This is a genomic window from Kitasatospora sp. NPDC001132 (genome assembly GCF_053598415.1).
Genome location: NZ_JBSFKF010000002.1, coordinates 515,194 through 537,756 on the forward strand (window position 1 = coordinate 515,194; position 22,563 = coordinate 537,756).

Genomic DNA, 22,563 nt, shown 5'->3' on the forward strand with positions numbered 1-22,563 from the left:
TGCCAGGGTGGTGGGCATGGAACGGCTGCCTGCTGTCAGCAGAATCGCCGGGGGCGGACGCTCGTCGGTGAGGGCCCGCGCGAGGGCGGTCGTCAGGCCGTGGCGCGGTGGTCCGGGTCGTGCATCTCGCCGACCAGCTCCTCCAGCACGTCCTCCAGCATGACCACGCCGAGCGTGCGCCCGTCCTGGTCCAGCACGGCGGCCTGGTGGCAGGCGGCCCGGCGCATCGCCCCGAGGGCGTCGTCCAGCGGGAGGCTGCCGCGCAGCACCGTGATCGGCCGCCACAGGCGGGCCGGGACGGGCGCCGACGGGTCGTCCACGTCGAGGATGTCCTTGAGGTGGACGTAGCCGAGGTAGCCGTGGCCGGCCGGGTCCCCGTCGGTGACCGGGAAGCGCGAGAAGCCGGTGCGCAGCGCCAGCTCCTCGACCTCGGCGGCGGTCGCCTTGGTGTCCACGGTGACCAGCTGCTCGGGCTTGAGCAGCACCTCGGTGACCGGGCGGCGGCCCAGCTCCAGGGCGTCCTCCAGGCGCTCCTGGCGGCTCTCGTCGAGCAGGCCGGCGTCCCGGGAGTCCGCCAGCAGGTACATCAGCTGCTCGGTGGTGAAGACCGACTCGACCTCGTCCTTGGCGTCCACCCGGAAGAGCTTCAGGACGCCGTTGGCGAAGGCGTTCAGCGCACGGATCACCGGGGTGAGCCAGCGGGCCAGCCGGTCCAGCGGCGGGCCGAGCCAGAGCGCGGCCCGCTCGGGGCCGGCCATGGCCATGTTCTTCGGCACCATCTCGCCCATCACCATGTGCAGGAAGACCACGACGGCGAGCGAGATCCCGTACGAGAGCGGGTGCATCAGGCCGGACGGGACACCGATCGCGTGGAACGGGCCCTCCAGCAGGGAGGCGATGGTCGGCTCGGCGAGGGCGCCGAGGCCCAGCGAGCAGACGGTGATGCCGAGCTGGGCGGCGGCCAGCATCGCGGAGACGTTGGACAGCGCGTGCAGCACGGTGCGGGCGCGCTTGTGCCCGGCCTCGGCGAGCGGCTCGATCTGGCTGCGGCGCACCGACACCACGGCGAACTCGGCGCCGACGAAGAAGGCGTTGCCGAGCAGGAGCAGCAGCGCGACGGCCAGTTGCAGGGCGGTCACCGGCTCTCCTCCCGGTCCTCGTCGAACAGCGCGGGCGCGGTGGTGCGCTCCACCCGGACCGCAGTGGTGCGGTGGCGGTCGACACCGGTCACGGTGAAGCGCCAGCCGGGCAGCTCGGCCCGCTCGCCCACCTCGGGGAGCTTGCCGAGCAGGTCGGAGACCAGGCCGGCCAGGGTCTCGTACGGCCCGTCCGGGGCGTTCAGGCCGATCCGCTCCAGCTGGTCGATCCGGGCGCGGCCGTCGGCCTCCCAGACCGGCAGGCCGTCGACGGGCGGCAGCGGCAGCAGCTCGGGGTGGTCCTCGGGGTCGTGCTCGTCCTGCACCTCGCCGACGATCTCCTCCACGATGTCCTCGACGGTGACGACGCCGGCGGTGCCGCCGTACTCGTCGACCACGATGGCCATCGGCTGGAGCCGGCGCAGCCGGTCGAGCAGCCGCTCGGCGGGCAGCGTCTCGGGCACCAGAAGCGGCGGCGAGGCCAGCTCGCCGACCGGAACCAGGCCGCGCCGGTCGGCCGGGACGGACAGGGCGTCCTTGAGCGTGACGATGCCGGTGACCTCGTCCAGGCTGCCGGTGTAGACCGGGAAGCGGGACAGGCCGGTGGCCCGGGTCAGGTTGATGACGTCGGAGGCGGTGGCGTTGCGCTGGAGCGCGGCCACGTCCACGCGCGGGGTCATCACGGACTCGGCGGTCAGCTCACTCAGGGCCAGGGTGCGGACGAACAGGGTCGCCGACTCCTCGTCTATCGCGCCGGCCTTGGCCGAGTGGCGGGCCAGCGAAACCAGCTCGTCCGGGGTACGGGCGTGCCCCAGCTCCTCCTGCGGCTCGATGCCGAAGGCCCGGACGGTCCGGTCGGCGGCGCCGTTCAGGAAGCTGATCAGCGGGCGGCAGACGAAGGAGAACGCCATGTGCGGGGCGGCGACCGCGCGGGCCACCTGGAGCGGGCGGGAGATCGCCCAGTTCTTCGGCACCAGCTCGCCGATCACCATCTGGACGACGGTGGCCAGCACCATGCCGACGACCACGGAGACCCCGCGGGCGGCCGAGTCGGGCACGCCGATGGCGGACATGACGGGTGCGAGCAGGGTGGACAGGGCCGGCTCGGCGAGCATGCCGACCACCAGCGAGGTGACGGTGATGCCGAGCTGGGCGCCGGAGAGCTCGAAGGAGAGGTGCCGCAGGGCCCTGCCGACGCGGCGGGACTTGGCGTCGCCCGCCTCGGCGGAGCGCTCCACCTCGCCGCGCTCGACGGTCACGAAGGCGAACTCGGCGGCCACGAACAGGCCGTTGGCGAGGATCAGGAGAACGGCTGCGAGCAACAGCAGCCAGGCGGTGATCACAGTGCCGCCTGCCTTCCGGAGGTCGGAAGCGAGGCGGCGCAGGTACTACCGGACGGATCGTCCATCGAGGGGGAGTGTCACTCCTCAGGTCGGGTTCGGGCACTCGATTCGGGGCAAGGCGGACTTTGCCCCGTTTTTACCAGCGTAGACCATACCCGGATGGCGAAAGAAGGCCGTGCGGCCCGCCGGGGCCACGGAACCGCAGGTGGGAGGCGGATCAGGGCCCGGATCAGGCTCCGGGCCCGGATCAGGGCTCGCTTCCGGGCTCGGACCCGGGTTCAGGCCCGGGTTCAGGCCCGGCTCGGTTCCGGGCTCGGAGCCGGGTGCGGGCTCAGGCCCGGGCGTGCTGTTCGACCAGGTCGCGCAGCGCGCGGGCGTCCGCGATCGCCTGGGCCTTGCCGACGCCGGGCTGGATACCCACCGCGGCGAGCGAGGTGCCGTCGGAGAGGTCGAGGGTGGCCCACGGGTCGCCCTGGCGGAGGTTGACCCGGACGATCTCGGCCCAGGCGAGCCGGCGGCGGCGGACGAAGTTGACCACGGTCACGCCGTCCGCGTCGGCACTCACCCGCGGGCGGGCCAGCATCAGGCCGACGGCGGCGAACAGGACTCCGCTGGCCGTCATCATGATCCGGTCGTTCAGCTGCCAGTTCTCCGGGAGCAGCACGGCCATCGCGGAGAACAGCACCACCAGCAGCACGCAGACCGGGAGCAGCACGGCGCGGGTGCGGCGCGGGGCCCAGGTGACGGGGAACTGGACGGGCGGCGTGGACACGTGGGGTCTCCGGGGTGGATCTGGTTGCGGCAGCACGAGGGGCGGGGACGCGGTCGGCGTCCCCGCCCATTGAACCGTTCTTTACCCGTGGACCGGCGGGCAGGTCACCCGGGCGCGCCGGTCACCGGGGGGCGCGGGGCGCGCGGGCAGGTCAGAGGCGGCAGGCGTGGATGTTGGTGACCAGGATGGCCCGGGCGCCGATGCCCCACAGGTCGTCCATGATCTGTTGGGCCTCCTTGCGGAGCACCATCGAGCGCACCGCGACCCAGCCCTCGGTGTGCAGCGGCGAGACGGTCGGCGACTCCAGGCCCGGGGTCAGCGCGACGGCGGCGCCCACCTTCTCGGCGCGGATGTCGTAGTCCATCAGCACGTACCGGCGGGCCACCAACACGCCCTGGAGGCGGCGCAGGAACTGCTCCACCCGGGCGTCCTCGCCCGCGCCCTTGGGCCGGATCACCACCGCGTCGGAGACCAGGATCGGGTCGCCGAACACCTCCAGGCCGGCGTTGCGCAGGCTGGTGCCCGTCTCCACCACGTCGGCGATCACGTCGGCGACGCCCAGCTGCACCGCGGTCTCGACCGCGCCGTCCAGCTTGGTGACCGTCGCCTTCACGCCGTGGTCGGCCAGGTGCTGCTCGACCAGGCCGGTGTACGAGGTGGCGATCCGCAGGCCCTCCAGGCCCTTGACGTCCTCGACGGCCACGCCCTCGGGACGGGCGAAGCGGAAGGTCGACCCGGCGAAGCCGAGGGCGAGCACCTCCTCGGCGTTGGAGTGCGAGTCCAGCAGCAGGTCGCGGCCGGTGATGCCGACGTCGAGGCGGCCGGAGCCGACGTAGACGGCGATGTCACGCGGACGCAGGAAGAAGAACTCCACCTCGTTGTTCGGGTCGACGAGGACGAGCTCCTTGGGATCCTTCCGCTGGCGGTAGCCGGCCTCATGGAGCATCTCCGCCGCGGGACCCGAGAGAGAACCCTTGTTGGGGACGGCGATGCGCAGCATGGGAGGTTGCTTCCTTACCTGTTGGGAGGATGGGTGAGCTCGGGCGAGCGGGGGGTCTAGAGGTACTTGTAGACGTCGTCGAGCGTCAGGCCGCGGGCGATCATCATCACCTGCAGGTGGTAGAGGAGCTGCGAGATCTCCTCCGCCGTCTGCTCGTCCGACTGGAACTCGGCGGCCATCCACACCTCGGCGGCCTCCTCGACGACCTTCTTGCCGATCGCATGGACGCCCTGCTGGACGAGCTGCGCGGTACGGGAGGACGAGGGGTCGCCGGTGGCGGCCTTCTGCTGGAGCTCGGCGAAGAGCTCCTCGAATGTCTTCGAAGCCATGATGGGGCCACCTTACGGCGTGCGGGCGGACAGATGGTAAACGGTCCCGGAGCGTGGACAATCCAGTGGACGTTTCACGCTCCGGGACCGGGGCGGCCGGGGTCAGGGCGCGGCGCGCAGCACCACGGCGGTGGCGACGGCGGCGGTGACGGCCTCGTGGCCCTTGTCCTCGGCGGAGCCCGGCAGGCCCGCTCGGTCGATCGCCTGCTCCTCGTTGTCACAGGTCAGCACGCCGAAGCCGACCGGGACGCCGGTGTCCACGCTGACCTGGGTGAGGCCCGAGGTGGCGGCCTGGCAGACGTAGTCGAAGTGCGGGGTGCCACCGCGGATCACCACGCCGAGGGCCACCACGGCGTCGTAGCCGCGCTCGGCGAGGCGCTTGGCGGCGACCGGCAGCTCGAAGGTGCCGGGCACCCGCAGCACGGCCGACTCGGCGACCCCCAGCTCCTTGAGCGCGCGGTGGGCGCCGTCCAGCAGGCCGTTCATCACGGTGTCGTGCCACTGGGCGGCGACGACGGCGACCTTGAGGTCGGCGGCGCCGTCGATGGTCAGCTGGGGGGCTCCGTGGCCGCTCATGTCTCGTAATTCCTGTCTGTGCGGTCTGTCGCTGGCTGTCTTCGGTCGGGATTGGTTCGGACCCGGTCGGGGTCGGTTCAGGAACCGAGGCCGGGCAGGTCGTGGCCCATCCGGTCGCGCTTGGTCCGCAGGTAGCGCACGTTGTGCTCGCCGGGCGCGATCTCGACGGCTTCGCGCCCCTTGACCTTGAGCCCGTGGTCGGTGAGCGCGGTCATCTTCCGCGGGTTGTTGGTGAGCAGGGTGAGCGAGCGGACGCCGAGGTCCACCAGCATCTGGGCCGCGATGCTGTAGTCGCGGGCGTCGGCGGGGAGGCCGAGGTCGAGGTTGGCGTCGACGGTGTCCCGGCCCTGCTCCTGGAGTTCGTACGCGCGCAGCTTGTGCGCCAGGCCGATCCCCCGGCCCTCGTGGCCGCGCAGGTACAGCACCACGCCGCGCCCGGCCTCGGCGACCCGCCGCAGCGAGGCCTCCAGCTGCGGGCCGCAGTCGCAGCGCAGCGAGCCGAAGACGTCACCGGTCAGGCACTCGGAGTGGACCCGCACCAGGACGTCCTCGTCCTGCGGCAGCCGCCCCTCCCCGTCCAGCCCGCCGGCCACCAGCGCGAGGTGCTCGACGCCGTCGATGGTGCCCTTGTAGCCGACGGCGGTGAACTCCCCGTGCGCGGTGGGCAGGGCGGTGACGGCGGCCCGGTCGACGTGCAGCTCGGTGCGGCGGCGGTAGGCGATCAGGTCCTCGATGGAGATGATCGCGAGGCCGTGCTCGCGGGCGAAGGCGACCAGCTCGGGCAGCCGGGCCATGGTGCCGTCGTCGTTGACCACCTCGGCGATCGCGCCGGCCGGCGGCAGCCCGGCGAGCCGGGCCAGGTCGACGGCGGCCTCGGTGTGGCCGGGGCGGACCAGCACGCCGCCCTCGACGGCGCGCAGCGGGAAGACGTGCCCGGGGCGGGTGAGGTCGCCGGGCTCGGTGCCGGGCGAGGAGAGCAGCCGTACGGTGCGGGCGCGGTCGGCGGCGGAGATGCCGGTGTCGACCCCCTCCCGGGCGTCCACCGAGACGGTGTACGCGGTGCCCTTGCGGTCCTCGTTGACCTGGGTCATCGGCGGGAGCCTGAGCCGGTCCAGCTCCTCGCCGGTCATCGGGGCGCAGATCACGCCGGAGCTGTAGCGGATGGTGAAGGCCATCAGCTCGGCGGTCGCGGCGGAGGCGGCGAAGACGAGGTCGCCCTCGTTCTCCCGGTCCTCGTCGTCGACCACGACCACGGCACGGCCGAGGGCGATGTCGGCGATCGCGCGCTCGACCGGGTCGAGGACGAGCTCGGGCTCGGACTGGGGTTCGGGCCGGGCTTCGGGCCGGGTGGCGCCGCTGCTGGACGGGTTCTCGGTCATCTCGGTCATGCCGTGGCTCCCTGGGGGACGGAGGCGGACTTGGCGCGCGACTCACGGGTGCTCAGCCACCAGGAGCGCAGGCCGAACAGCACCAGGACGAAGTAGACGGAGTAGGTGAGGCCGGAGAAGGTGTAGCCGCTGTTGAAGGCGAACGGGACGCCGACCGCGTCGACTGCGATCCAGGCGAACCAGAACTCCACCCAGCCGCGGGCCTGGGCGACCATCGCGGCCAGCGTGCCGACGAAGATGTAGGCGTCCGACCAGGGGCTCCAGGACAGGCTGGGGAAGGAGGTGAAGAGCAGGGCGAGCGCGACCGTGCCGACCGCCGTGCCCGCCACCAGCACGAGCCGCTCGGGCCAGCGCGCGAACCGTACGGCGATCGTGCCGCCCTCGCGGCGGCCCCGCTGCCACTGCGCCCAGCCCCAGGAGGCGGTGGCGATCACGATCAGCTGCTTGCCGATCAGGCCGGGGACGTGGCCGCCGAGGTACGCGGCGATCAGCACCGCGCCGGACAGCAGCTGGACCGGCCAGCTCCAGACCGAGCGGCGCCAGCCGAGCGCGAGCCCGCCGAGGCCGAGGATGTTGCCGATCATGTCGGCCCACTTGACGTGTTCGCCGAGGACGGTGAACGCCTCGCCGCTGAGCCAGCTCACTGGGACTCCCCCGGGGTTCCGCCGACCGGGAGGTCGGACGGGTTGGACTGGTCGGACTGGTTGGGCTGGTCGGACGCGCCGGACGGGTCGGGCAGGTCCGACAGGTGGGGCAGACCGGGCAGGGTGCGGGACGCCAGGAGGCGCTCGACGTACTTCGCGAGCACGTCCACCTCCAGGTTCACGCCCTCCCCGACGCCCTTGGCGCCGAGCGTGGTCAGCGCGAGGGTGGTCGGGATGAGGCTGACGGTGAAGCTGTCCTTCTCGGCCTCCACCACGGTGAGGCTGACGCCGTCGACGGTGATCGAGCCCTTCTCCACCAGGTAGCGGGAGATGCTCTCGGGCAGCGAGAACCGCAGCACCTCCCAGCGCAGGTTGCCCGCCGCGTCGCGCTCGCCGGGCTCGCGGCTCAACAGCCGCCCGGTGGCGTCGACATGGCCCTGGACGAGGTGGCCGCCCAGCCGGGCGCCGAGCGCCATGGCGCGCTCCAGGTTGACCCGGGAGCCGGGCGCCAACTCGCCGAGGCTGGAGCGGTGCAGTGTCTCGGCCATCACGTCGGCGCTGAACTCGCCGGTGCCGGCGGCCAGTTCGTCCGGGCTGTCGACGACGGTCAGGCACACGCCGTTGACCGCGATGGAGTCGCCGTGCCTGGCACCCGTACAGACCACCGGCCCGCGCAGACGGATCCGGGAAGAGTCGCCGATCTCCTGGATCGACACGACCTCGCCGAGCTCTTCGATGATGCCGGTGAACACCCGGGTTCTCCTCGCGCTTGGGGCGCGGACTCCGGGGCGGCATGGGAGATGACACGGACGGGCACCGGCGCACGGGGCCGGGGCACGACCCGTCACCGGGGATGCCGAGGCCGCCGGGAGATCGCTCACCCGGCACGGGAGACACCGCTCCCGTCGTTCACCTGACCGGGGGCCCGGGAGGCAGTCTCCTGCCGCTGGACCCACGGGTACTGCTCTTCGTCCGCCCGCGCACGCCTCCCATCCGGACTTTAACCGTCGGTCCAGGAATTTCACCTGGTCAACCGGCCGCTGGCTGCGGACGGGTCGCGGACTGTAACCGCCGGTTCGGATTTTCACCGACCCCGGAGTGCGCTGAACGTCACTGCTTGATGCCGTCATTGTGCCACGGGCGGCGCAACGGCAGGGAGACCCCCGTGCTGTGGCCTGTTTCACGGACCCGCGGGGAATGCGCGGCAAGCAGCGAGGTGCGGCCGGCGCCCCGGGGTGGGCGGGTGCTCATGGGGAGGCGGGGTCGGCGATCGAGGTGAAGTGGGTGACCTCCGGCGGGTGGGCGAGGTAGCTCAACTCGCCCTCCGACCAGACCGGCCGGATCCGCCACATCGGCCCCGCGTACCCGCGCAGGGCCTCCTCGTCGCGCCAGCGGCTCAGCACCAGCACCCTGCGCCCGTCCTCGGACAGCGAGCGCAGCAGCTCGCCGCCGAAGCAGCCGTCGGTCCGCCCGAGCTGCGGGATCACCTGGGCGGCCAGGTGCGCGCAGAACTCCTCGATGCGCCCGGCCAGGACCTGCCCGGTCCAGATTCTGACGATCACGACCACCACCTCCGGCTGCGGCTGGCGTCCCTCACCCGGTCCCGCTGGCCCTTGGCCCGGTGGTCCCCCTGACCGGCTGGTCGCCGGCCTGTTGATCGCTGATCTGTTGGTCGCCGACCTGCTGGTCCCTGATCTGCTGGTCGCTGACGTGGTGGGCTCCGACCCAGTGGTCCCTGGCCCCCATTATGAGCGGAAAACCGCTGGTGGGGAGGGGTGGGGAGAGGATTTCGCGAAGGGCGGCGGCGGGCGCAGGAGGTGGCGGGGGCACCGGCGGGACGGGGACCGCCGGGCGGCCTCGACTACATTCCCGGTATGACGACCACACCGGAATCTGCCGTTTCGTCAACCACCGTGCCGAACCTGCCGGGCAGCCTGTTCGACGCCCTCCACGCGGGCGCGCTCAGCGACCCCGCCCAGCTGCGCGAGGTCTACGAGCAGCCGAGCGACCAGGCGCGCCGCAAGCAGGTCGACCACCTGCACGACGTCGCCCGGCGCCTGATCGCCTGCTCCCCGCTGGTGTTCTTGGCCAGCTCGGACGCCGCCGGGCGCTGCGACGTCTCCCCGCGCGGCGGGCCGGCCGGGCTGGTCTCGGTGCTCGACGAGTACACCCTGGCCATTCCGGACGCCACCGGCAACAAGCGGTTGGACACCCTGCACAACATCCTGGAGACCGGCCGGGTCGGGCTGCTCTTCGTCGTCCCCGGCCGGGACGCCACGCTGCGGGTCAACGGGCGGGCCTGCGTCTCGACCGACCCGGAGCTGCTGCGGCAGCTGACGGCCGTCGGCAAGCCGCCGCGCAGCGCGATCGTGGTCGCCGTCGAGGAGGTGTACGGGCACTGCCCGAAGGCCTTCCTGCGGTCCTCGGCGTGGAAACCGGAGAACTGGCCCGCCGCGGACGCGCAGCCGAGTTCGGCGGAGGTCACGCTCTCGCATCTGCGGGACGAGTCACTGACGCTGGAGATCATCGAGCGGTACGAGCGGGAGGCTCTGCTGTACCGGTACGAGTGAGGCAGCGGGCGGCCGCGGGGGTGGCGGGGGTGGGTGGATCCCGAACTTGCCCGACATCCGGGCCACGTTCTCGCGGGGCCTCCTCGCGGACGCTCGATGCGCCCGCCGTCGGCCCCCGGAGCCACCGTGCGCCCGGCACCGGGGCGGCCGCACCCGGGCGGCAGCCGAACAGGGGGAGCGGGCTCCCCGGGGGTTTGCGGGGGTGCCGGGACTGCCGCCGGTGGTTTGAATGGACGGATGGACTGCGTCTTCTGTGCGGTCGTGACGGGTGAGGAGCCGGCGCACCGGGTGCTGGACGACGAGGCGGCGGTGGCCTTCCTGGACCGTCGGCCGCTCTTCCCCGGGCACGTCCTGGTCGTTCCGCGCGCCCACCACCCGACGCTGGCCGACCTGCCGACCGCCGAGGTCGGGCCGTTCTTCCTGCGGGTGCAGCGGGTGGCGGCGGCCGTCGAGCGCGGCCTGGGGGCCGCGGGCACCTTCGTGGCGGCGAACAACCGGATCAGCCAGTCCGTGCCGCACCTGCACGTCCACGTGGTGCCGCGCAATCCGAAGGACGGACTGCGCGGGTTCTTCTGGCCGCGGCGGCGGTACCCGGACGAGGCGGGGGCGGCGGAGGTCGCGGCCCGGCTGCGGGCGGCGCTGGAGGACTGAGCGAGGAGCGAGGGGGGTGCGGGAGGGGTACCGGAGGAGGACCGACAGGGGGACCGGAGGGGGACGGGCGAGGCGCCGAGGGTGTACGGGCTCTGGCGGGGCGTACGTCCGCGGGAGCATCGGCGGGGGTGGATATCGTTTTCCGGGCGGACGATCCGGCCGGTCGGGGCGCCTAGGCTCGCGACCATGAACGAACTCGCCTGCCTCGTGCAGCAGACGGCCGACCGGCTCGCGAACCGACACGTCGGGGCGGTGGTCGCCGGGCTGGCCGGCGGCGAGGTGGAGATCCGTGGCGCCGGGCGGACGGGGCCGAACGGCGGGGTGCCCGGGCCGCACACGCTGTTCGACACAGGCTCCGTCACCAAGGTGTTCACCTCTCTGGTGCTCGCGCGACTGGCCCTCGACGGTACGGTCCGGCTGGACGAGCCGCTCTCCGAGGTGCTCACCGGGGCCTCGGACGGGCGGGCCGTCGTCCCGGCCAAGGGCCCGCAGCCGATCACCCTGCGGCACCTCGCCACCCACACCTCGGGGCTCCCCCGGCTGCCCCGAGGCATGGTGAGGCAGTCGCTGCTGTCCCCCAACAAGGCCGATCCGTACGCCGACTGCACCGTCGAGCGGGTGCTCGACGGGCTCGCCCGGACACGGCTGCGGGCAGCCCCCGGGCGGAGCTTCCGCTACTCCAACCTCGGCGCGGGTCTGCTCGGCCTGGCCCTCGCCCAGCGCTCCGGCGTCGGCTACGAGGAGTTGGTGACGCGCGAGGTCTGCGCACCGCTGGGCCTGGTGGACACCTGTGTGCGGCCGGACGGGGAGCGGTCCGCGCGGCTGGCGCACGGGCACACCCCGGGCGGCCGGCCGGTGCCGCAATGGAGCTTCGCGGCCGTGCCCGGCATGGGCGGGCTCCGGTCGACCGCCGCCGACCTGGTGGTGTTCCTGCGCGCCCAACTGGCCGCCGAACGCTCGCCGGACGCACCGCTGTCGCCGGCGATCGCGCTCACCCGGGAGACCCGCCACCGGGTCAACCCGTTCGCCTGGACGCACCTGGGGTGGCTCGGGCACCGGCTGCACACCCAGCAGGGCGGACACCTCCAGGTCTGGCACAACGGGGGCACGGGCGGGTTCCGTTCGTTCGTGGCCTTCGACCCGGAGAAGCAGGTCGGCGTGGTGGTGCTGGTGAACACCCGCCGGTCGGCCGATCCGGTGGGCACGGCGCTGCTACGCAGGCTGCAGAACGGGTTCGCGCCGGCGGGGTGAGGGCGCGGGGGGCCGCCCTTGCGCCGGATGTGCCGATCGGCACTGTCGCCGGGCCCGGCGAGGAGTCGATCCTGAGCATCCGATGGTTGCGGCTCCCCCGAGGGGCCCGTGGAGCGGAAGGAGCTCGGTGTGACGGTTGTGCTGCCGGCGGTTGTGCTGCGGCCCGGGCGGGCGTTGGCATCCGGGTGGGGGTTGGTGCCCCGGCAGGCGTTGGCGCCCGGCCAGGGAGGCGCCGGTCCCGTTCGTCACCACCCCGGTGACGGGAGCTCTCGGCCGGGGCGCGATGATGGCGGGGGCGATTCGGGCCAAAAGGTGCTGATTGGCACTGCCGCCAGGGGCGGCGGGCGGTCGCTGCTGGGGATCCGTCAGTCGCGGTTCCGACAGGGGAATCCACCGAGCGAAAGGGGGCCGACATGGCGGTGACGTGGTCGCCGACGCGGGTGTGGTCGGCCGGCGCCACCGACGCGGCCGAGATGGCCGGCCCGGCCGGTTCGGCCGGCCCTGCCGGTTCCGCCGGTCGGCTCGGCCCGGTGGTGCGGGTGTACCGGCGCTTCCGGCCGCTGTCCCGGTCGGCACGGGTGTGGTTGCGCTCCTGCGGGGTGGCCCTCTCCCTGGCGATCTGCCTGACACTCGGCGACTGGTGGCCCGCGCCCCTGCTGGCCGCTGTCGCGGTGGTGGCGGTGACGGGGTACGAACGGTTGCGGCCGTCGTGCGGGCTGCGGTCCGTACGGGTCCACGAAGGCGGGCTGGTGCTGGTCTCGGCCGGTGGCGGCGAGGAGTCGCTGCCCTGGTCCGCGGTGGAGGCCACGGAGTACTCCCCCGGAGGGCCGCGCGGGGTGCACGAGTCCGGGCGAATATGGCCGGCGGGCGCGGACGAGCCGCTGGTGCTGGCGCACCTGCGCGGGCTGGGCGGGCTGTTCCGGGAGCTGGAGGAGCGTCTCTCCCCCGGGTTCCGGGCCGCGCTGCACGAGACGCTGCGCACCGAGGGGAGCGTCCGCTTCGGACGGGGGCGGCTGACGGTCACGGCCCACGGGCTGGTGTACCGGCCACCGCACCCGCTCGCCGCGACGGAGGCCCACCGGTGGACGGAGGTGCGCTCGGCCCGGGTGTCCGGACTCGGCGAGTTGGAGATCCGGACGCACTCGGCCGGCCTGCCGCTCACCTTCCCGGTGCCCAACGCCCGTGCGGCCGCGGACTTCCTGGAAGACCTCCGGACGGCTTACCCCGGCTGACCCACCGACGGACGACCGCCCTCGGACGACCGCCGTTGGACGACCGCCCTCTCGGATGCCCCCCGCCTGAGCCGCCGCTCCCCAAGGCCACCCCTAGGGGGCGCCATGGACCCATCCCGGAAGGGATCAGTACACCGCTGAGTGGAGGTCAACTCCCTTTCCCGCCGCCTACCGTCACTGACATGAGCCGACTTCGTACGACCGCCGCCGCGGCGGCCCTGCTGTTCGCGCTGCCACTGTCCTTCGCCGCTGCCGCGCCCGCCCTGGCCGCGCCGCCCGCCGCCACCGCCACCGCCACCGCTTCGGCCGCACCGACCGGCCAGGTCACCACCCGGATCGAACTCCCCCGCCCGACGGGACCGTTCGCGGTCGGGCAGGAGGTCCTGCACCTGGTGGACCGGAACCGTCCGGACCCGTGGGTGCCCTCCGCCGGTCCGCGCCAGCTCATGGTCTCGATGTACTACCCCGCGCACGCCGGGACGGGCACCCCCGCCCCGTACATGACACCCGCCGCCGCCCGGGCGCTGCTCGACGGGAAGCTGCCGGGCAACACCATCCCGACCGAGGCGGTGTCCGGCACCCGGACGTGGGCCGAGACCGGGGCGCGGCCACAGGGCGGCCACTACCCGCTGGTGGTCCTGTCGCCCGGCTTCACCATGCCCCGGGCCTCGCTCAGCAGCCTCGCCGAGGACCTGACCAGCCGCGGCTACGTCGTCGCACTGGTCGACCACACCTACGAGAACACCGGAACCACCTTCCCCGACGGGCGGACGCTCCCCTGCGACCTGTGCGGGAAACTGAGGACCCAGGAGGCCTGGGCGGGCCTGGACGCGAGCCGGGCCAAGGACGTCTCCTTCGTCATCGACCAGCTGACCGACCGCCCGCACCCGGCCTGGCGCCACGCCCACCTGATCGACCGCGACCGGATCGCCATGGCCGGGCACTCCGCCGGCGGCGCCGCCACCGTCCCGGCCCTGCTCACCGACGACCGCATCCGGGCCGGGGTGGACCTGGACGGCAGCATGGACTACCTGGTGCCCGAGTCCGGCATCGGCGGCAAGCCGTACCTGATGGTCGGCCACCCGCTCCCCGACGGCGCCGAGGACGACAGCTGGATCAAGAGCTGGCCCCGGCTGGACGGCTGGAAGCGCTGGCTGACCATCGACGGCACCGACCACGGCAGCTTCACCGACTTCCCGATCTTCTTCGACGGGCTCGGCATCCCCAAGGGCCCGGACACCACCATCGCCGGTCAGCGCGCCGTCGCCCTGACCCGGCAGTACGTCGGGGCGTTCCTCGACCTCCAACTGAAGGGCGTCCCGCAACCGCTGCTCGACGGCCCGAGCACCGCCAACCCGGAGGTGCGCTTCACCCGGTGACGGACACCCCCTGGCGGGGTCGTCGGCCCGAGCGCCGGCGGCCCCGCCGACGCTCGGGCCCCGGAGTCGGGCCGCTCCGGGTCTGCGGCACCCATCCGCTCCCTTCCCCCGTAGGGCCCCGCCGTCGGTGCTGCCACCGGCCCGGGCAGGCCCGGCCCGGCCCGTGGTGGCGGTGACGTGCGAGGATGCCCGCGTGATCACGGTGGAGCAGGGCTGGCTGGACGGGACCGACTCGGGGTTCTTCGTGCTGTGTCCCGAGGGTGCGGTCGAGGGCTGGACGGGCTGCGAGGAGGCGGTGGTGAACGCGGCCGCGGAGTACGCGGTCGGCCATCCGGTGCCCGGGCACGGGGACGTGCTGGTGCTGGGCGGGGAGCCGTTGCCGGTCGGGTGGCTGGCGGAGGAGCGGGTGTTCGTGCGGCCGCTGTTCGCCGAGTGCTCGGACGCCGTCCGGCCGCTGGTGCGTGAGGCGCTGCGCTCCGGGATCTGGGAGGACGGGCCGGTCCTCGAGCTGGCCGCCGGGCGGTACCTGCTCGTGGACGTGTTCCAGGACGGTACGGACGCCCTGGAGAGCGGCGAGTACCTGACCGTCGAGGTGCCGCCCGGGCGCTACCTGGTCCAGTCGCTGCGGGCCGAACCCGAGCGGTGGCAGGAGTTCCTCCTGGAGCGGCTGCTGCCACGGTGAGCGGTCGCCCGGAGCCGCGTGCGAAGATGGCAGGGCTGGTGGGAACGATCTCCGGACGGTTTCTGGGACGGTTCTCTGGCCATGGTGGACGACTACGCGCAGCGCGCGGGGCAACCGCAGCAGGACGCCCTGCTGATGGTGCCGATCGCCACGGCGCTGATCGACGCCGACGGGCGGATCCTGCACTGGAGCAGTGACGCGGAGGCGCTGCTCGGACACCCCGCGCAGGAGGCGGTGGGTGCCCGGGCGGCGACGCTGCTGGCTGCTGAGGAGCAGCGGTCGGAGGTGCTCGGGCTGTTCCAGGAGATCCTGGCGGGCCGGTCGTGGTCCGGGGTGTTCCCGGTGCGGCACCGGGACGGGCACCTGGTGAACCTGGAGTTCCGCACCCATCCGATCCGTGGCCCGGGCGGCGCCCGGATGGTGCTGGCGATCGCCTCCGAGGTGACCACGCTGCACCGGCTCCAGGCCGACCTGGCCCTGCTGGACGGGTTCTTCACCCAGTCCCCGGTCGGCATGGCGGTGTTCGACACCGATCTGCGGTTCGTCCGGCTGAACGAAGCGCTGGCGGAGGCGAACGGCCTGGGCACGAAGGATCCGCTGGGCCGGCGGCTCACCGAGGTGTTGCCGAGGATCAACGGCCCCGAGTCCGAGGCGGTGATGCGCCGGGTGCTGGAGAGCGGCGAGCCGGTGGTCGACGACCTCGCGCACGGCCGCACCCCGGGTGATCCGAACCACGACCACGCCTGGTCGGCCTCCTACTTCCGGTTGAAGGACCGTGGCGGCCGGGTGCTCGGGGTGTGCGCCACGGTCATCGACATCACCGAGCGGTTCCATGCCGATGCCAGGGCGGCCCGCGCCCAGGAGCGGCTGTCGCTGCTGGTCGACGCGACCGCCTCGATCGGCACCACGCTGGACCTGCGGCAGACCGCCCGGGAGCTGGTCGACGCGATGGTGCCGAGGGTCGCCGACATCAGCGCGGTGTTCGGGCTGGAGGAGCTGGTGGCCGGCCTGAGCGTCGAGCCGCCCGCGCCGGACGCCCCGGTGCGGGTGCGCCGTCTGGCGATCGCCTCCGCCGACGCGCTCTACCCGGCCGAGGCGCTGCCGGTGGACGCCGTGTACGAGCTGCTGCCGGACTCCCCGTACGCCCGGGCGCTGACCGGCGGGCGCACGGTGGTGGTGCCGTCCTGGGAGCTGCCGATGCTGGGCGAGCGCATCGACGAGAGCCACCGCCAGGCCTACCTCGGCGACCGCCCGCGCTCGGTGCGGATCACCCCGCTGGTGGCACGCGGGACGACGCTCGGCATGGTGGTGTACTCGCGGCGCGGCGCGCGGGAGTCCTTCGCGGCGGCGGACATCACGCTCGGCGACGAGCTGTCCTCGCGCGCGGCCGTCGCGCTCGACAACGCCCGGCTGTACCTGCGCCAGCACCAGACCGTGCTGGCCCGGCAGCAGGCGCTGCGCGAGGCCAAGGCGGCGCAGGAGCGTCTGGCACTGGTCAACGAGGCCTCCGCCCGGATCGGCACCACGCTCGATCTCGCCCAGACCGCCGAGGAGTTGGCCGAGGTGGCGACGCCGACGCTGGCGGACACGGTGGTGGTGGAGGTGCTGGAGGATCTGGTCCGGGGCGAGCGCGAGGCGACCGCCCCGGCGGACGGTTCGGCGCTGCTGCGGCGGATGGCCTTCCACTCGGTGCCCGGCTCGACCATGGCGCCGATCAATCGCACCGGCAACCTGCACCGCTTCCTGCCCGGTTCGCCGTACGCGTGGAGCCTGGCTCACCGCAAGCCGGTACTGGTGCCGCGGATGGACGAGGAGGGGATGGCCTGGTTCGCCGAGGACCCGGTGCGCACGGCAGCCGTACGGGAGCAGAACGTGCTGTCGTTCATGGTGGTCCCGCTGATCGCGCGCGGCGCCGCGGTCGGCGTGGCGGGCTTCTACCGCACCCTGGTCGAGCGCCCGTACGAGGAGGACGACGTGGCGCTGGCCGGGGAGTTGGCGGTGCGGGCGGCCGTGTCGATCGACAACGCGCTGCTGTTCACCCGCGAGCGGGACGCGGCCGCCGCCCGGCAGCGGGCGCTGGACGAGGCCTGGGCCGCCCAGCAGCGGCTGTCGCTGCTGAACGAGGCCAGCAACCGGATCGGCACGACGCTCGATCTGCACCGCACCGCCCGGGAGTTGGTGGAGGTGGTGCTCCCGCGCTTCGCCGACTTCGCGACCGTGGACCTGCGCGAGGCGGTGCTCAGCGGCGAGGAGCCCGGGGCGGTCCCGGCGGCGGGCCCGGTGCTGATGCGGGCGGTGGCGGTCGGTGGCACCGGCCAGGACGGCAACCTGCAGGGGGCGGCCGACCTGGTGGGCGAGACCTCGGAGTCGGCCGACCTGTACGCGCAGAGCCTGCGCACCCGGCGTTCGATCCTGGTCGCCGAGGTGACCGAGGAGGAGGTGCGCCGGATCGTCGCCTCGCCGGACCGGGTGCAGCCGAGCCTGGACGCCGGGGTGCACTCGTACCTGATGGTGCCGCTGGTGGCGCGCGGGCACGTGCTGGGCGGCGCGGAGTTCGTCCGTACCCGCAACCCGGTGCCGTTCGGGCCGGCGGACCGCTCGCTGGCCGAGGAGCTGGCCGCCCGCACCGCGCTGGCGATCGACAACGGCCGGCTCTACCGCCGCGAGCGGGACACCGCGCTCACCCTCCAGCGCAGTCTGCTGCCCCAGGAGGTGCACCGCACCCTCGGCCTGGAGATCGCCTACCGCTACCTGCCCAGCAGCGTGGTCAGCGAGGTCGGCGGCGACTGGTTCGATGTGGTGCCGCTGACCTCCGGGCGGGTCGCACTGATCGTCGGCGACGTGATGGGCCACGGCATTCGGGCTGCCGCGACCATGGGCCAACTCCGCACAGCAGCACGGACGTTGATCACCCTTGACCTGGACCCGGCGCGGGTGCTGTACCGCCTGGACGAGGCGACCGCGACGGTCGGCGAGGGACAGTTCGCCACCTGCGTCTGCGTGGTGTACGACCCGGTGGACCGCCGCTGCACCGCGGCCAGCGCAGGACACCTGCCGCCCCTGGTCGCCGACACCGAGGGGCGGGCGTACCTGGTCGAACTGCCGTCCGGCACGCCCCTGGGGGTGGGCGGAGTCGCCTTCGAGAGCGCCGAGTTCCCCCTCCCCGAGGAGGGCATCCTGACCCTCTACACGGACGGGCTGGTCGAACGCCGCGGCCAGGACCTGGACGAGGGGCTGGAGTTGCTCTGCCGGACCGTCGCCGACCGGCGCGGCTCACTGGAGCAGACCTGCGACGCCGTCCTGACCCGGCTCACCGAGACCACCGGCGAGGACGACATCGCCGTCATCATGGCGCAGGTCCGCCCGCGCGGCGCGGACCGGATCGCCACCCTGCCGCTCACCGGCGACCACGCGATGGTCGCCCACTCGCGCCGCTTCACCCGCGAGACGCTGGCCGCCTGGGGGCTCGAAGCACTCACCGACTGGGCCGAGTTGCTCACCAGCGAACTGATCACCAACGCCCTGGTCCACGCCGGATCACCCACCCAGCTGCGGCTGTACTGCAACCGGGTGCTCACCGTCGAGGTCGCCGACCAGGAGCCCGAGGTGCCGCGGATCCGCCGCGCCCGCAGCGAGGACGAGGGCGGGCGGGGCATCCACCTGGTCAACGAGCTCGCGCACCGCTGGGGCAGCCGCCGGACCCCGGACGGCAAGGTGGTCTGGTTCGAGCTGGAGCTGCCCCCGGGGGTCACACCGCCTTCGTGAACGGCCGCCCTCCTGAACGGCCGCCCGCGTGAACGGCCGCCCGCGTGTTCGGCCGCCGCGTGAACGACGGACGGACGTCGGGCCGCCGCGACGGCCGCCGGCCCGGTCCCACCCGTGGTGAGCGGCCCGGATCAGTCCGGCAGCAGCAGGTTGACGTCACCGAACTCGTGCCACAGGTAGCGGTGTCGGACCGCCTCTCGGTAGCAGGAGGCCAGCAGCGGGCGACCCGCGACGGCGGCGAGCATCAGCAGGTGGGAGGCCCGGGGCTCGTGCCAGCCGGTGAGCAGTCCGTCCACGGCGTGCACGCCGCGCTCCGGGGTGACGACCAACTCCGTCCAGCCGCGGGCCTCCTGGACGGTTCCGTCCGGGGCGACCGCGGACTCCAGGGCGCGGACCACGGTGGTGCCGACGGCGATCACCCGGCCACCCCCGGCCCGGACGTGGCCGACCAGGCGGGCGGTGGCGGCCGGGACGTGGAACCGTTCGGCGTACGGCACCTCGTGGGCCTCGGGCGAGGACACCCCGGTGTGCAGGGTGACCGGCGCGAGGAGCACGCCCCGGCCGGCCAGCCGGGCCACCATCTCGGAGCTGAACGGGCGGGCGGCACTGGGCATTTCACTGCTGCCGGGGACGGTGGCGAAGACCGTCCGGTAGGCCTCGATCGGCCAGTCACGGTCCACGTAGCCGTACCGGATCGCCCGGCCGTGCCGTTCCAGGTACGGCAACAGCTCTTCCGGCAGGACGAGTTCGGCGTACCAGAGGCGGTCGGTGAACGGCCCGGTCAGCACCGCCGCCCCGCCCGAGGGCAGCGAGACCCGCAGGCCCGGGCGGGCCGGCGACTCCTCGGGCGGGTAGTGGGCCGCCGCCTCCCCCGGCACCACCCGGCGCAGCTCGACCAGGTGGGCTCCTGATTCGTCCGGCTGGGCTGAGGAGAGGTGCAGCACGACCGGGGTGCCGTCGGGCAGCCGGCCGGGCAGCGCGGCCGGGACGGTGGCCGAGTTGTTGACCACCAGCAGGTCCCCCGGGCGCAGCACCTCGGGCAGGTCGGTGAAGCGGCGGTGCTCGAGTCCGCCCGAGGCGCGCCGGCCGACCAGCATCCGGACGCCGTCCCTGGCCGTGCCGCGCGCCTCGGCCGGTGCGCGGGCGGAGAGTTCGGGCGGGACGACGAGGTCGGAGCCGAGGGGGAGGTCGACGGGGTCGAGGTCGGTGGGTACCGTCATCGCCCGCCCCGGTCCTCGGCGGGGACGGCCAGGTCCGCGGCGGGGCCGGCCAGGTCCGCGGACGGAGCGGCCAGGTCCGCGGCGCGGTAGCGCCCGGAGGGCCTGCGGTCGCGCAGCAGGCCGAGCAGGACCGGCGCCACCTGCTCGGGCAGCGGCTCGCCGGAGATGTCCTCGCCGGGGCTGGCCTCCTGGAGCATCCGGGTGCGCATGTTCCCCGGGTCCACCGCCCAGATCCGCAACTCCGTCTCCTCCCGGGCGAGTACCCCGCTGGCGAGGTCCAGGGCGGCCTTGCTGGCGCCGTAGCCGCCCCAGCCGCGGTAGGGCACCACGGCGGCGTCGGAGCTGATGTTGAGCACGGCGCCGGCGTGGGCGCGCAGCTGGGGCAGGACGAGCTGGGTGAGGGCGATCGGGGCGAGCACGTTGACCTCGAAGGTCTCCAACAGGTCCGGCAGCGGGAAGTCGGCCAGCCGGGGCAGCGGCTCCCTGCCGGGGCCGGGGGCGCCGTTGAGCGTACCGGCGTTGTTGACCAGCAGGCTCACGCCGCCGAGGTCCTCGGTGGCCTCGGTCAGGTGGGCGCGGTGGTCGTCGTCGACGACGGAGCCGGACAGGGCGACGACCTTGGTGACGACGGCCAGTTCGGCCTCGGCGGCGGCGAGTTCGGCCGCGTCCCGGGCGGTGATCACCAGCTGCCAGCCGTCGGCGGCGAGGGCGCGTGCGAGGGCCAGACCGAGGCCGCGAGAGGCTCCGGTGACCAGGGCGACGGGGGCGGCGGTGCGCTGTGCTGCGTTCATGCCCCCACGATCGCGCCGCGGGCTCGGGCGGCGGATCGGCCACCGGGCCGGGGACCCCGTCGTCCGTTGGGCCTAGTACTGCGACGGTGTCCCATGTGACGGGGTTCGGTTCCGGGACTGTGGCCTCGGCGTTTGCCGTGGGTGGTGCGGGCCTGGTGTCGGCGTCGGCGGCGCCGCCGAGACCGGTGCAGGACGTGGTCGATGCCGCGGCGGGCCGGCGCCCGGCGGCCAGGGCGACATCGTGCGTGGAGGGCAGGGCCGCCCGGGCAGGGCCGCCCGGGCCGGGTCGGCCGGACGGGGACGCCGTACCCGGCGGCCGTGATCGCCGGATCGTCCGCTGTCGGATCGCCGTCCGCGGGGTACCGGCGCTCCTGCCGCTGATCAGCCCGGATGAATTACCGGCGGTCCCGCGCGTTCACCGGTGTGCACGGCCGACCGAGCGGGTACCGGTGCTCCGCCCGTTCCATCCACCTTCCCATCCGGCCTGCACGGCCCAGACCTGGAGGTCCGCATGTCCACCGACTCCAGCCCACGGAACTGCCCGTTCGACTTCGCCGAGGCCCTCGAGTTCGACCCGACGCTCCGGCAGCTCATGAACGAGGCACCGGTCAGCCGCATCCGCCTCCCCTACGGCGAGGGGGCGGCCTGGCTCGTCACGGGGTACGACGACGTGCGTACGGTGACCACCGACCGGCGTTTCAGCCGGCACGCCGTCGTCGGCCGGGACTTTCCGCGCATGACTCCCGAGCCGATCGTCCAGGCCGAGGCGATCAACGTCATGGACCCGCCTGCCAGCGCCCGCCTGCGCAGCCTGGTGTCCAAGGGCTTCACATCCGACCACATCGAGCGGATGAGGGAACGTACCCAGCACGTGGTCGACGAGCTGCTGGACCGCATGCGGGACCAGGGCTCCCCGGCCGACCTCATGGAGCACCTGGCCCACCCGCTCCCGCTGATCACGATCTGCGAGGTCCTGGCGATCCCCGAGGCCGACAGCGCACAACTGCGCGCCAACGCCCGGACGATGATGAACGTGGGCCTGGCCAACAAGCCGGACGCGGTGCGGGCCAAAGCCGACCTGCGGGCGTACTTCGCCGAGCTGACGGCCGAACGGCGCAGGAACCCCGGTGACGACCTGATCAGCGCCCTGGCCACGGCCCGCGACGGCGACGAGGTCCTCGACGAGAAGGAACTCACCGTGATGGCCATGGTCCTGCTGATCACCGGCCAGGACACCACGACGTACGAGCTCGGCAACCTCTCGTACACCATCCTCACCCGGCCCGACGTGCGCGCCTTCCTGCGCGAGCGGCCCGAGATGCTCACCCAGGTGATCCACGAGATGCTGCGCTTCATCCCCTTCCGCAAGGGCGTCGGCATCCCCCGGGTGGCCCTTGAGGACGTGGAGCTGAGCGGGGTGACGATCCCGGCGGGGGACATCGTGCACGTCTCCTACCTGACCGCCAACCGGGACGGCCGCAGGTTCGACCGGCCTGACGAGCTGGTCCTGGAGCGGACCAGCCCCTCCCACATGACCTTCGGCTGGGGCGCGCACCACTGCCTCGGCCAACCGCTGGCCATCACCGAACTCGAAGTCGCCCTCGGGACCCTGCTGGAGCGCTTCCCCAGGATCGCGCTGGCGAAGCCGGCCGCGGAGCTGGCGTGGAACACCACGTCGATCTGGCGCTATCCGCTGGCGCTGCCCGTCACCTGGTGACGGTGCCCCCACGCCACGGCGCCGGCCTGCCGCCACCCCGCTTCCGGCATCGCCGCGGGCGGCGGGGCCCCCCCCCCCGGCGGGGGGGGGGGGGGCCTGGGGGGGGGCCCCCCCCGC

The 22,563-nt window shown here is 73.6% G+C and carries 20 protein-coding genes and 1 riboswitch; of the genes, 8 read left to right on the forward strand and 12 right to left on the reverse strand.

The window, feature by feature from the left end; genetic code table 11:
• Nucleotides 1-92 precede the first annotated feature (92 nt).
• The 10 genes from ACWDBE_RS04300 to ACWDBE_RS04345 form a co-directional block, all read right to left on the reverse strand.
• Nucleotides 93-1,139: a hemolysin family protein gene (locus ACWDBE_RS04300; RefSeq protein ID WP_449792906.1), complete on the reverse strand. Its 1,047-nt coding sequence runs from the start codon at nt 1,137-1,139 to the stop codon at nt 93-95.
• On the reverse strand, nt 1,136-2,479 hold the full coding sequence (locus tag ACWDBE_RS04305) for a hemolysin family protein (RefSeq protein ID WP_449807172.1): 1,344 nt from the start codon (nt 2,477-2,479) through the stop codon (nt 1,136-1,138). The genes ACWDBE_RS04300 and ACWDBE_RS04305 overlap by 4 nt, the downstream gene beginning before the upstream one ends.
• Nucleotides 2,480-2,810: 331 nt before the next feature.
• A complete protein-coding gene (locus tag ACWDBE_RS04310) occupies nt 2,811-3,251 on the reverse strand; it encodes a PH domain-containing protein (protein WP_449792908.1) in 441 nt (146 codons plus the stop codon).
• A gap of 151 nt (nt 3,252-3,402) precedes the next feature.
• Entirely contained in the window at nt 3,403-4,251 is an 849-nt protein-coding gene (gene hisG, locus ACWDBE_RS04315; protein WP_449792909.1) for an ATP phosphoribosyltransferase, read from the reverse strand.
• A gap of 56 nt (nt 4,252-4,307) precedes the next feature.
• Nucleotides 4,308-4,580, reverse strand: coding sequence for a phosphoribosyl-ATP diphosphatase (locus tag ACWDBE_RS04320; protein WP_097238956.1), 273 nt, complete (start codon nt 4,578-4,580; stop codon nt 4,308-4,310).
• A 102-nt stretch (nt 4,581-4,682) separates the two neighbouring features.
• Nucleotides 4,683-5,156 carry a 6,7-dimethyl-8-ribityllumazine synthase gene (gene ribH, locus ACWDBE_RS04325; RefSeq protein WP_449792910.1) on the reverse strand — a complete coding sequence of 158 codons (474 nt, stop codon included), beginning with the start codon at nt 5,154-5,156 and terminating at the stop codon, nt 4,683-4,685.
• A 77-nt stretch (nt 5,157-5,233) separates the two neighbouring features.
• Nucleotides 5,234-6,535 carry a bifunctional 3,4-dihydroxy-2-butanone-4-phosphate synthase/GTP cyclohydrolase II gene (locus tag ACWDBE_RS04330; RefSeq protein ID WP_449807185.1) on the reverse strand — a complete coding sequence of 434 codons (1,302 nt, stop codon included), beginning with the start codon at nt 6,533-6,535 and terminating at the stop codon, nt 5,234-5,236.
• A 5-nt stretch (nt 6,536-6,540) separates the two neighbouring features.
• The gene (locus ACWDBE_RS04335) at nt 6,541-7,188 is read right to left on the reverse strand and encodes a nicotinamide mononucleotide transporter family protein (protein ID WP_449807173.1); all 648 of its coding nucleotides are present in this window, start codon (nt 7,186-7,188) and stop codon (nt 6,541-6,543) included.
• Nucleotides 7,185-7,940 carry a riboflavin synthase gene (locus ACWDBE_RS04340; RefSeq protein ID WP_449807174.1) on the reverse strand — a complete coding sequence of 252 codons (756 nt, stop codon included), beginning with the start codon at nt 7,938-7,940 and terminating at the stop codon, nt 7,185-7,187. Before ACWDBE_RS04340 ends, ACWDBE_RS04335 begins: the two co-directional genes overlap by 4 nt.
• Before the next feature lie 225 nt (nt 7,941-8,165).
• Nucleotides 8,166-8,293, reverse strand: a riboswitch (FMN riboswitch).
• A 142-nt stretch (nt 8,294-8,435) separates the two neighbouring features.
• Nucleotides 8,436-8,750: an antibiotic biosynthesis monooxygenase family protein gene (locus ACWDBE_RS04345; protein ID WP_449792913.1), complete on the reverse strand. Its 315-nt coding sequence runs from the start codon at nt 8,748-8,750 to the stop codon at nt 8,436-8,438.
• Nucleotides 8,751-9,062: 312 nt separating this feature from the next.
• On the opposite strand from ACWDBE_RS04345, the gene ACWDBE_RS04350 reads away from it, so the two are divergent.
• From ACWDBE_RS04350 to ACWDBE_RS04380, 7 genes are all read left to right on the forward strand, one after another.
• Nucleotides 9,063-9,758, forward strand: coding sequence for an MSMEG_1061 family FMN-dependent PPOX-type flavoprotein (locus tag ACWDBE_RS04350; protein ID WP_449792914.1), 696 nt, complete (start codon nt 9,063-9,065; stop codon nt 9,756-9,758).
• Nucleotides 9,759-9,995: 237 nt separating this feature from the next.
• Complete coding sequence (locus ACWDBE_RS04355; RefSeq protein WP_449792915.1) at nt 9,996-10,409, forward strand: HIT family protein; 414 nt, start codon at nt 9,996-9,998, stop codon at nt 10,407-10,409.
• 186 nt (nt 10,410-10,595) lie between these two features.
• Entirely contained in the window at nt 10,596-11,660 is a 1,065-nt protein-coding gene (locus ACWDBE_RS04360) for a serine hydrolase domain-containing protein (protein ID WP_449792916.1), read from the forward strand.
• Between the two features lie 413 nt (nt 11,661-12,073).
• A complete protein-coding gene (locus ACWDBE_RS04365) occupies nt 12,074-12,892 on the forward strand; it encodes a hypothetical protein (RefSeq protein ID WP_449807175.1) in 819 nt (272 codons plus the stop codon).
• 182 nt (nt 12,893-13,074) lie between these two features.
• Complete coding sequence (locus tag ACWDBE_RS04370; RefSeq protein ID WP_449807176.1) at nt 13,075-14,271, forward strand: alpha/beta hydrolase family protein; 1,197 nt, start codon at nt 13,075-13,077, stop codon at nt 14,269-14,271.
• A gap of 193 nt (nt 14,272-14,464) precedes the next feature.
• Nucleotides 14,465-14,953, forward strand: a complete 489-nt coding sequence (locus ACWDBE_RS04375; protein ID WP_449792919.1) for an Imm21 family immunity protein — start codon at nt 14,465-14,467, stop codon at nt 14,951-14,953.
• Between the two features lie 81 nt (nt 14,954-15,034).
• Complete coding sequence (locus ACWDBE_RS04380; protein ID WP_449807177.1) at nt 15,035-18,718, forward strand: SpoIIE family protein phosphatase; 3,684 nt, start codon at nt 15,035-15,037, stop codon at nt 18,716-18,718.
• A 131-nt stretch (nt 18,719-18,849) separates the two neighbouring features.
• Here ACWDBE_RS04380 and ACWDBE_RS04385 read toward each other — a convergent pair whose 3' ends face one another.
• Together ACWDBE_RS04385 and ACWDBE_RS04390 are read right to left on the reverse strand one after the other, a co-directional pair.
• Nucleotides 18,850-19,938 carry an S-adenosylmethionine:tRNA ribosyltransferase-isomerase gene (locus ACWDBE_RS04385; protein ID WP_449792921.1) on the reverse strand — a complete coding sequence of 363 codons (1,089 nt, stop codon included), beginning with the start codon at nt 19,936-19,938 and terminating at the stop codon, nt 18,850-18,852.
• On the reverse strand, nt 19,935-20,729 hold the full coding sequence (locus ACWDBE_RS04390; protein WP_449807178.1) for an SDR family NAD(P)-dependent oxidoreductase: 795 nt from the start codon (nt 20,727-20,729) through the stop codon (nt 19,935-19,937). Before ACWDBE_RS04390 ends, ACWDBE_RS04385 begins: the two co-directional genes overlap by 4 nt.
• A 511-nt stretch (nt 20,730-21,240) precedes the next feature.
• Between ACWDBE_RS04390 and ACWDBE_RS04395 the strand changes: the two genes are divergently transcribed.
• Nucleotides 21,241-22,446 carry a cytochrome P450 gene (locus ACWDBE_RS04395; protein ID WP_449792923.1) on the forward strand — a complete coding sequence of 402 codons (1,206 nt, stop codon included), beginning with the start codon at nt 21,241-21,243 and terminating at the stop codon, nt 22,444-22,446.
• Nucleotides 22,447-22,563: the final 117 nt, after the last annotated feature.

Bases quoted from the DNA above. Each gene is read 5' to 3' on its own strand.
- ACWDBE_RS04330 (WP_449807185.1), bottom strand. From the start codon at position 6,535: ATGACCGAGAACCCGTCCAGCAGCGGCGCCACCCGGCCCGAAGCCCGG.
- ACWDBE_RS04320 (WP_097238956.1), bottom strand. From the start codon at position 4,580: ATGGCTTCGAAGACATTCGAGGAGCTCTTCGCCGAGCTCCAGCAGAAG.
- ACWDBE_RS04390 (WP_449807178.1), bottom strand. From the start codon at position 20,729: ATGAACGCAGCACAGCGCACCGCCGCCCCCGTCGCCCTGGTCACCGGA.
- ACWDBE_RS04365 (WP_449807175.1), top strand. From the start codon at position 12,074: ATGGCGGTGACGTGGTCGCCGACGCGGGTGTGGTCGGCCGGCGCCACC.
- ACWDBE_RS04370 (WP_449807176.1), top strand. From the start codon at position 13,075: ATGAGCCGACTTCGTACGACCGCCGCCGCGGCGGCCCTGCTGTTCGCG.
- ACWDBE_RS04350 (WP_449792914.1), top strand. From the start codon at position 9,063: ATGACGACCACACCGGAATCTGCCGTTTCGTCAACCACCGTGCCGAAC.
- ACWDBE_RS04380 (WP_449807177.1), top strand. From the start codon at position 15,035: ATGGTGGACGACTACGCGCAGCGCGCGGGGCAACCGCAGCAGGACGCC.
- ACWDBE_RS04385 (WP_449792921.1), bottom strand. From the start codon at position 19,938: ATGACGGTACCCACCGACCTCGACCCCGTCGACCTCCCCCTCGGCTCC.
- ACWDBE_RS04360 (WP_449792916.1), top strand. From the start codon at position 10,596: ATGAACGAACTCGCCTGCCTCGTGCAGCAGACGGCCGACCGGCTCGCG.
- hisG (WP_449792909.1), bottom strand. From the start codon at position 4,251: ATGCTGCGCATCGCCGTCCCCAACAAGGGTTCTCTCTCGGGTCCCGCG.
- ACWDBE_RS04395 (WP_449792923.1), top strand. From the start codon at position 21,241: ATGTCCACCGACTCCAGCCCACGGAACTGCCCGTTCGACTTCGCCGAG.
- ribH (WP_449792910.1), bottom strand. From the start codon at position 5,156: ATGAGCGGCCACGGAGCCCCCCAGCTGACCATCGACGGCGCCGCCGAC.
- ACWDBE_RS04355 (WP_449792915.1), top strand. From the start codon at position 9,996: ATGGACTGCGTCTTCTGTGCGGTCGTGACGGGTGAGGAGCCGGCGCAC.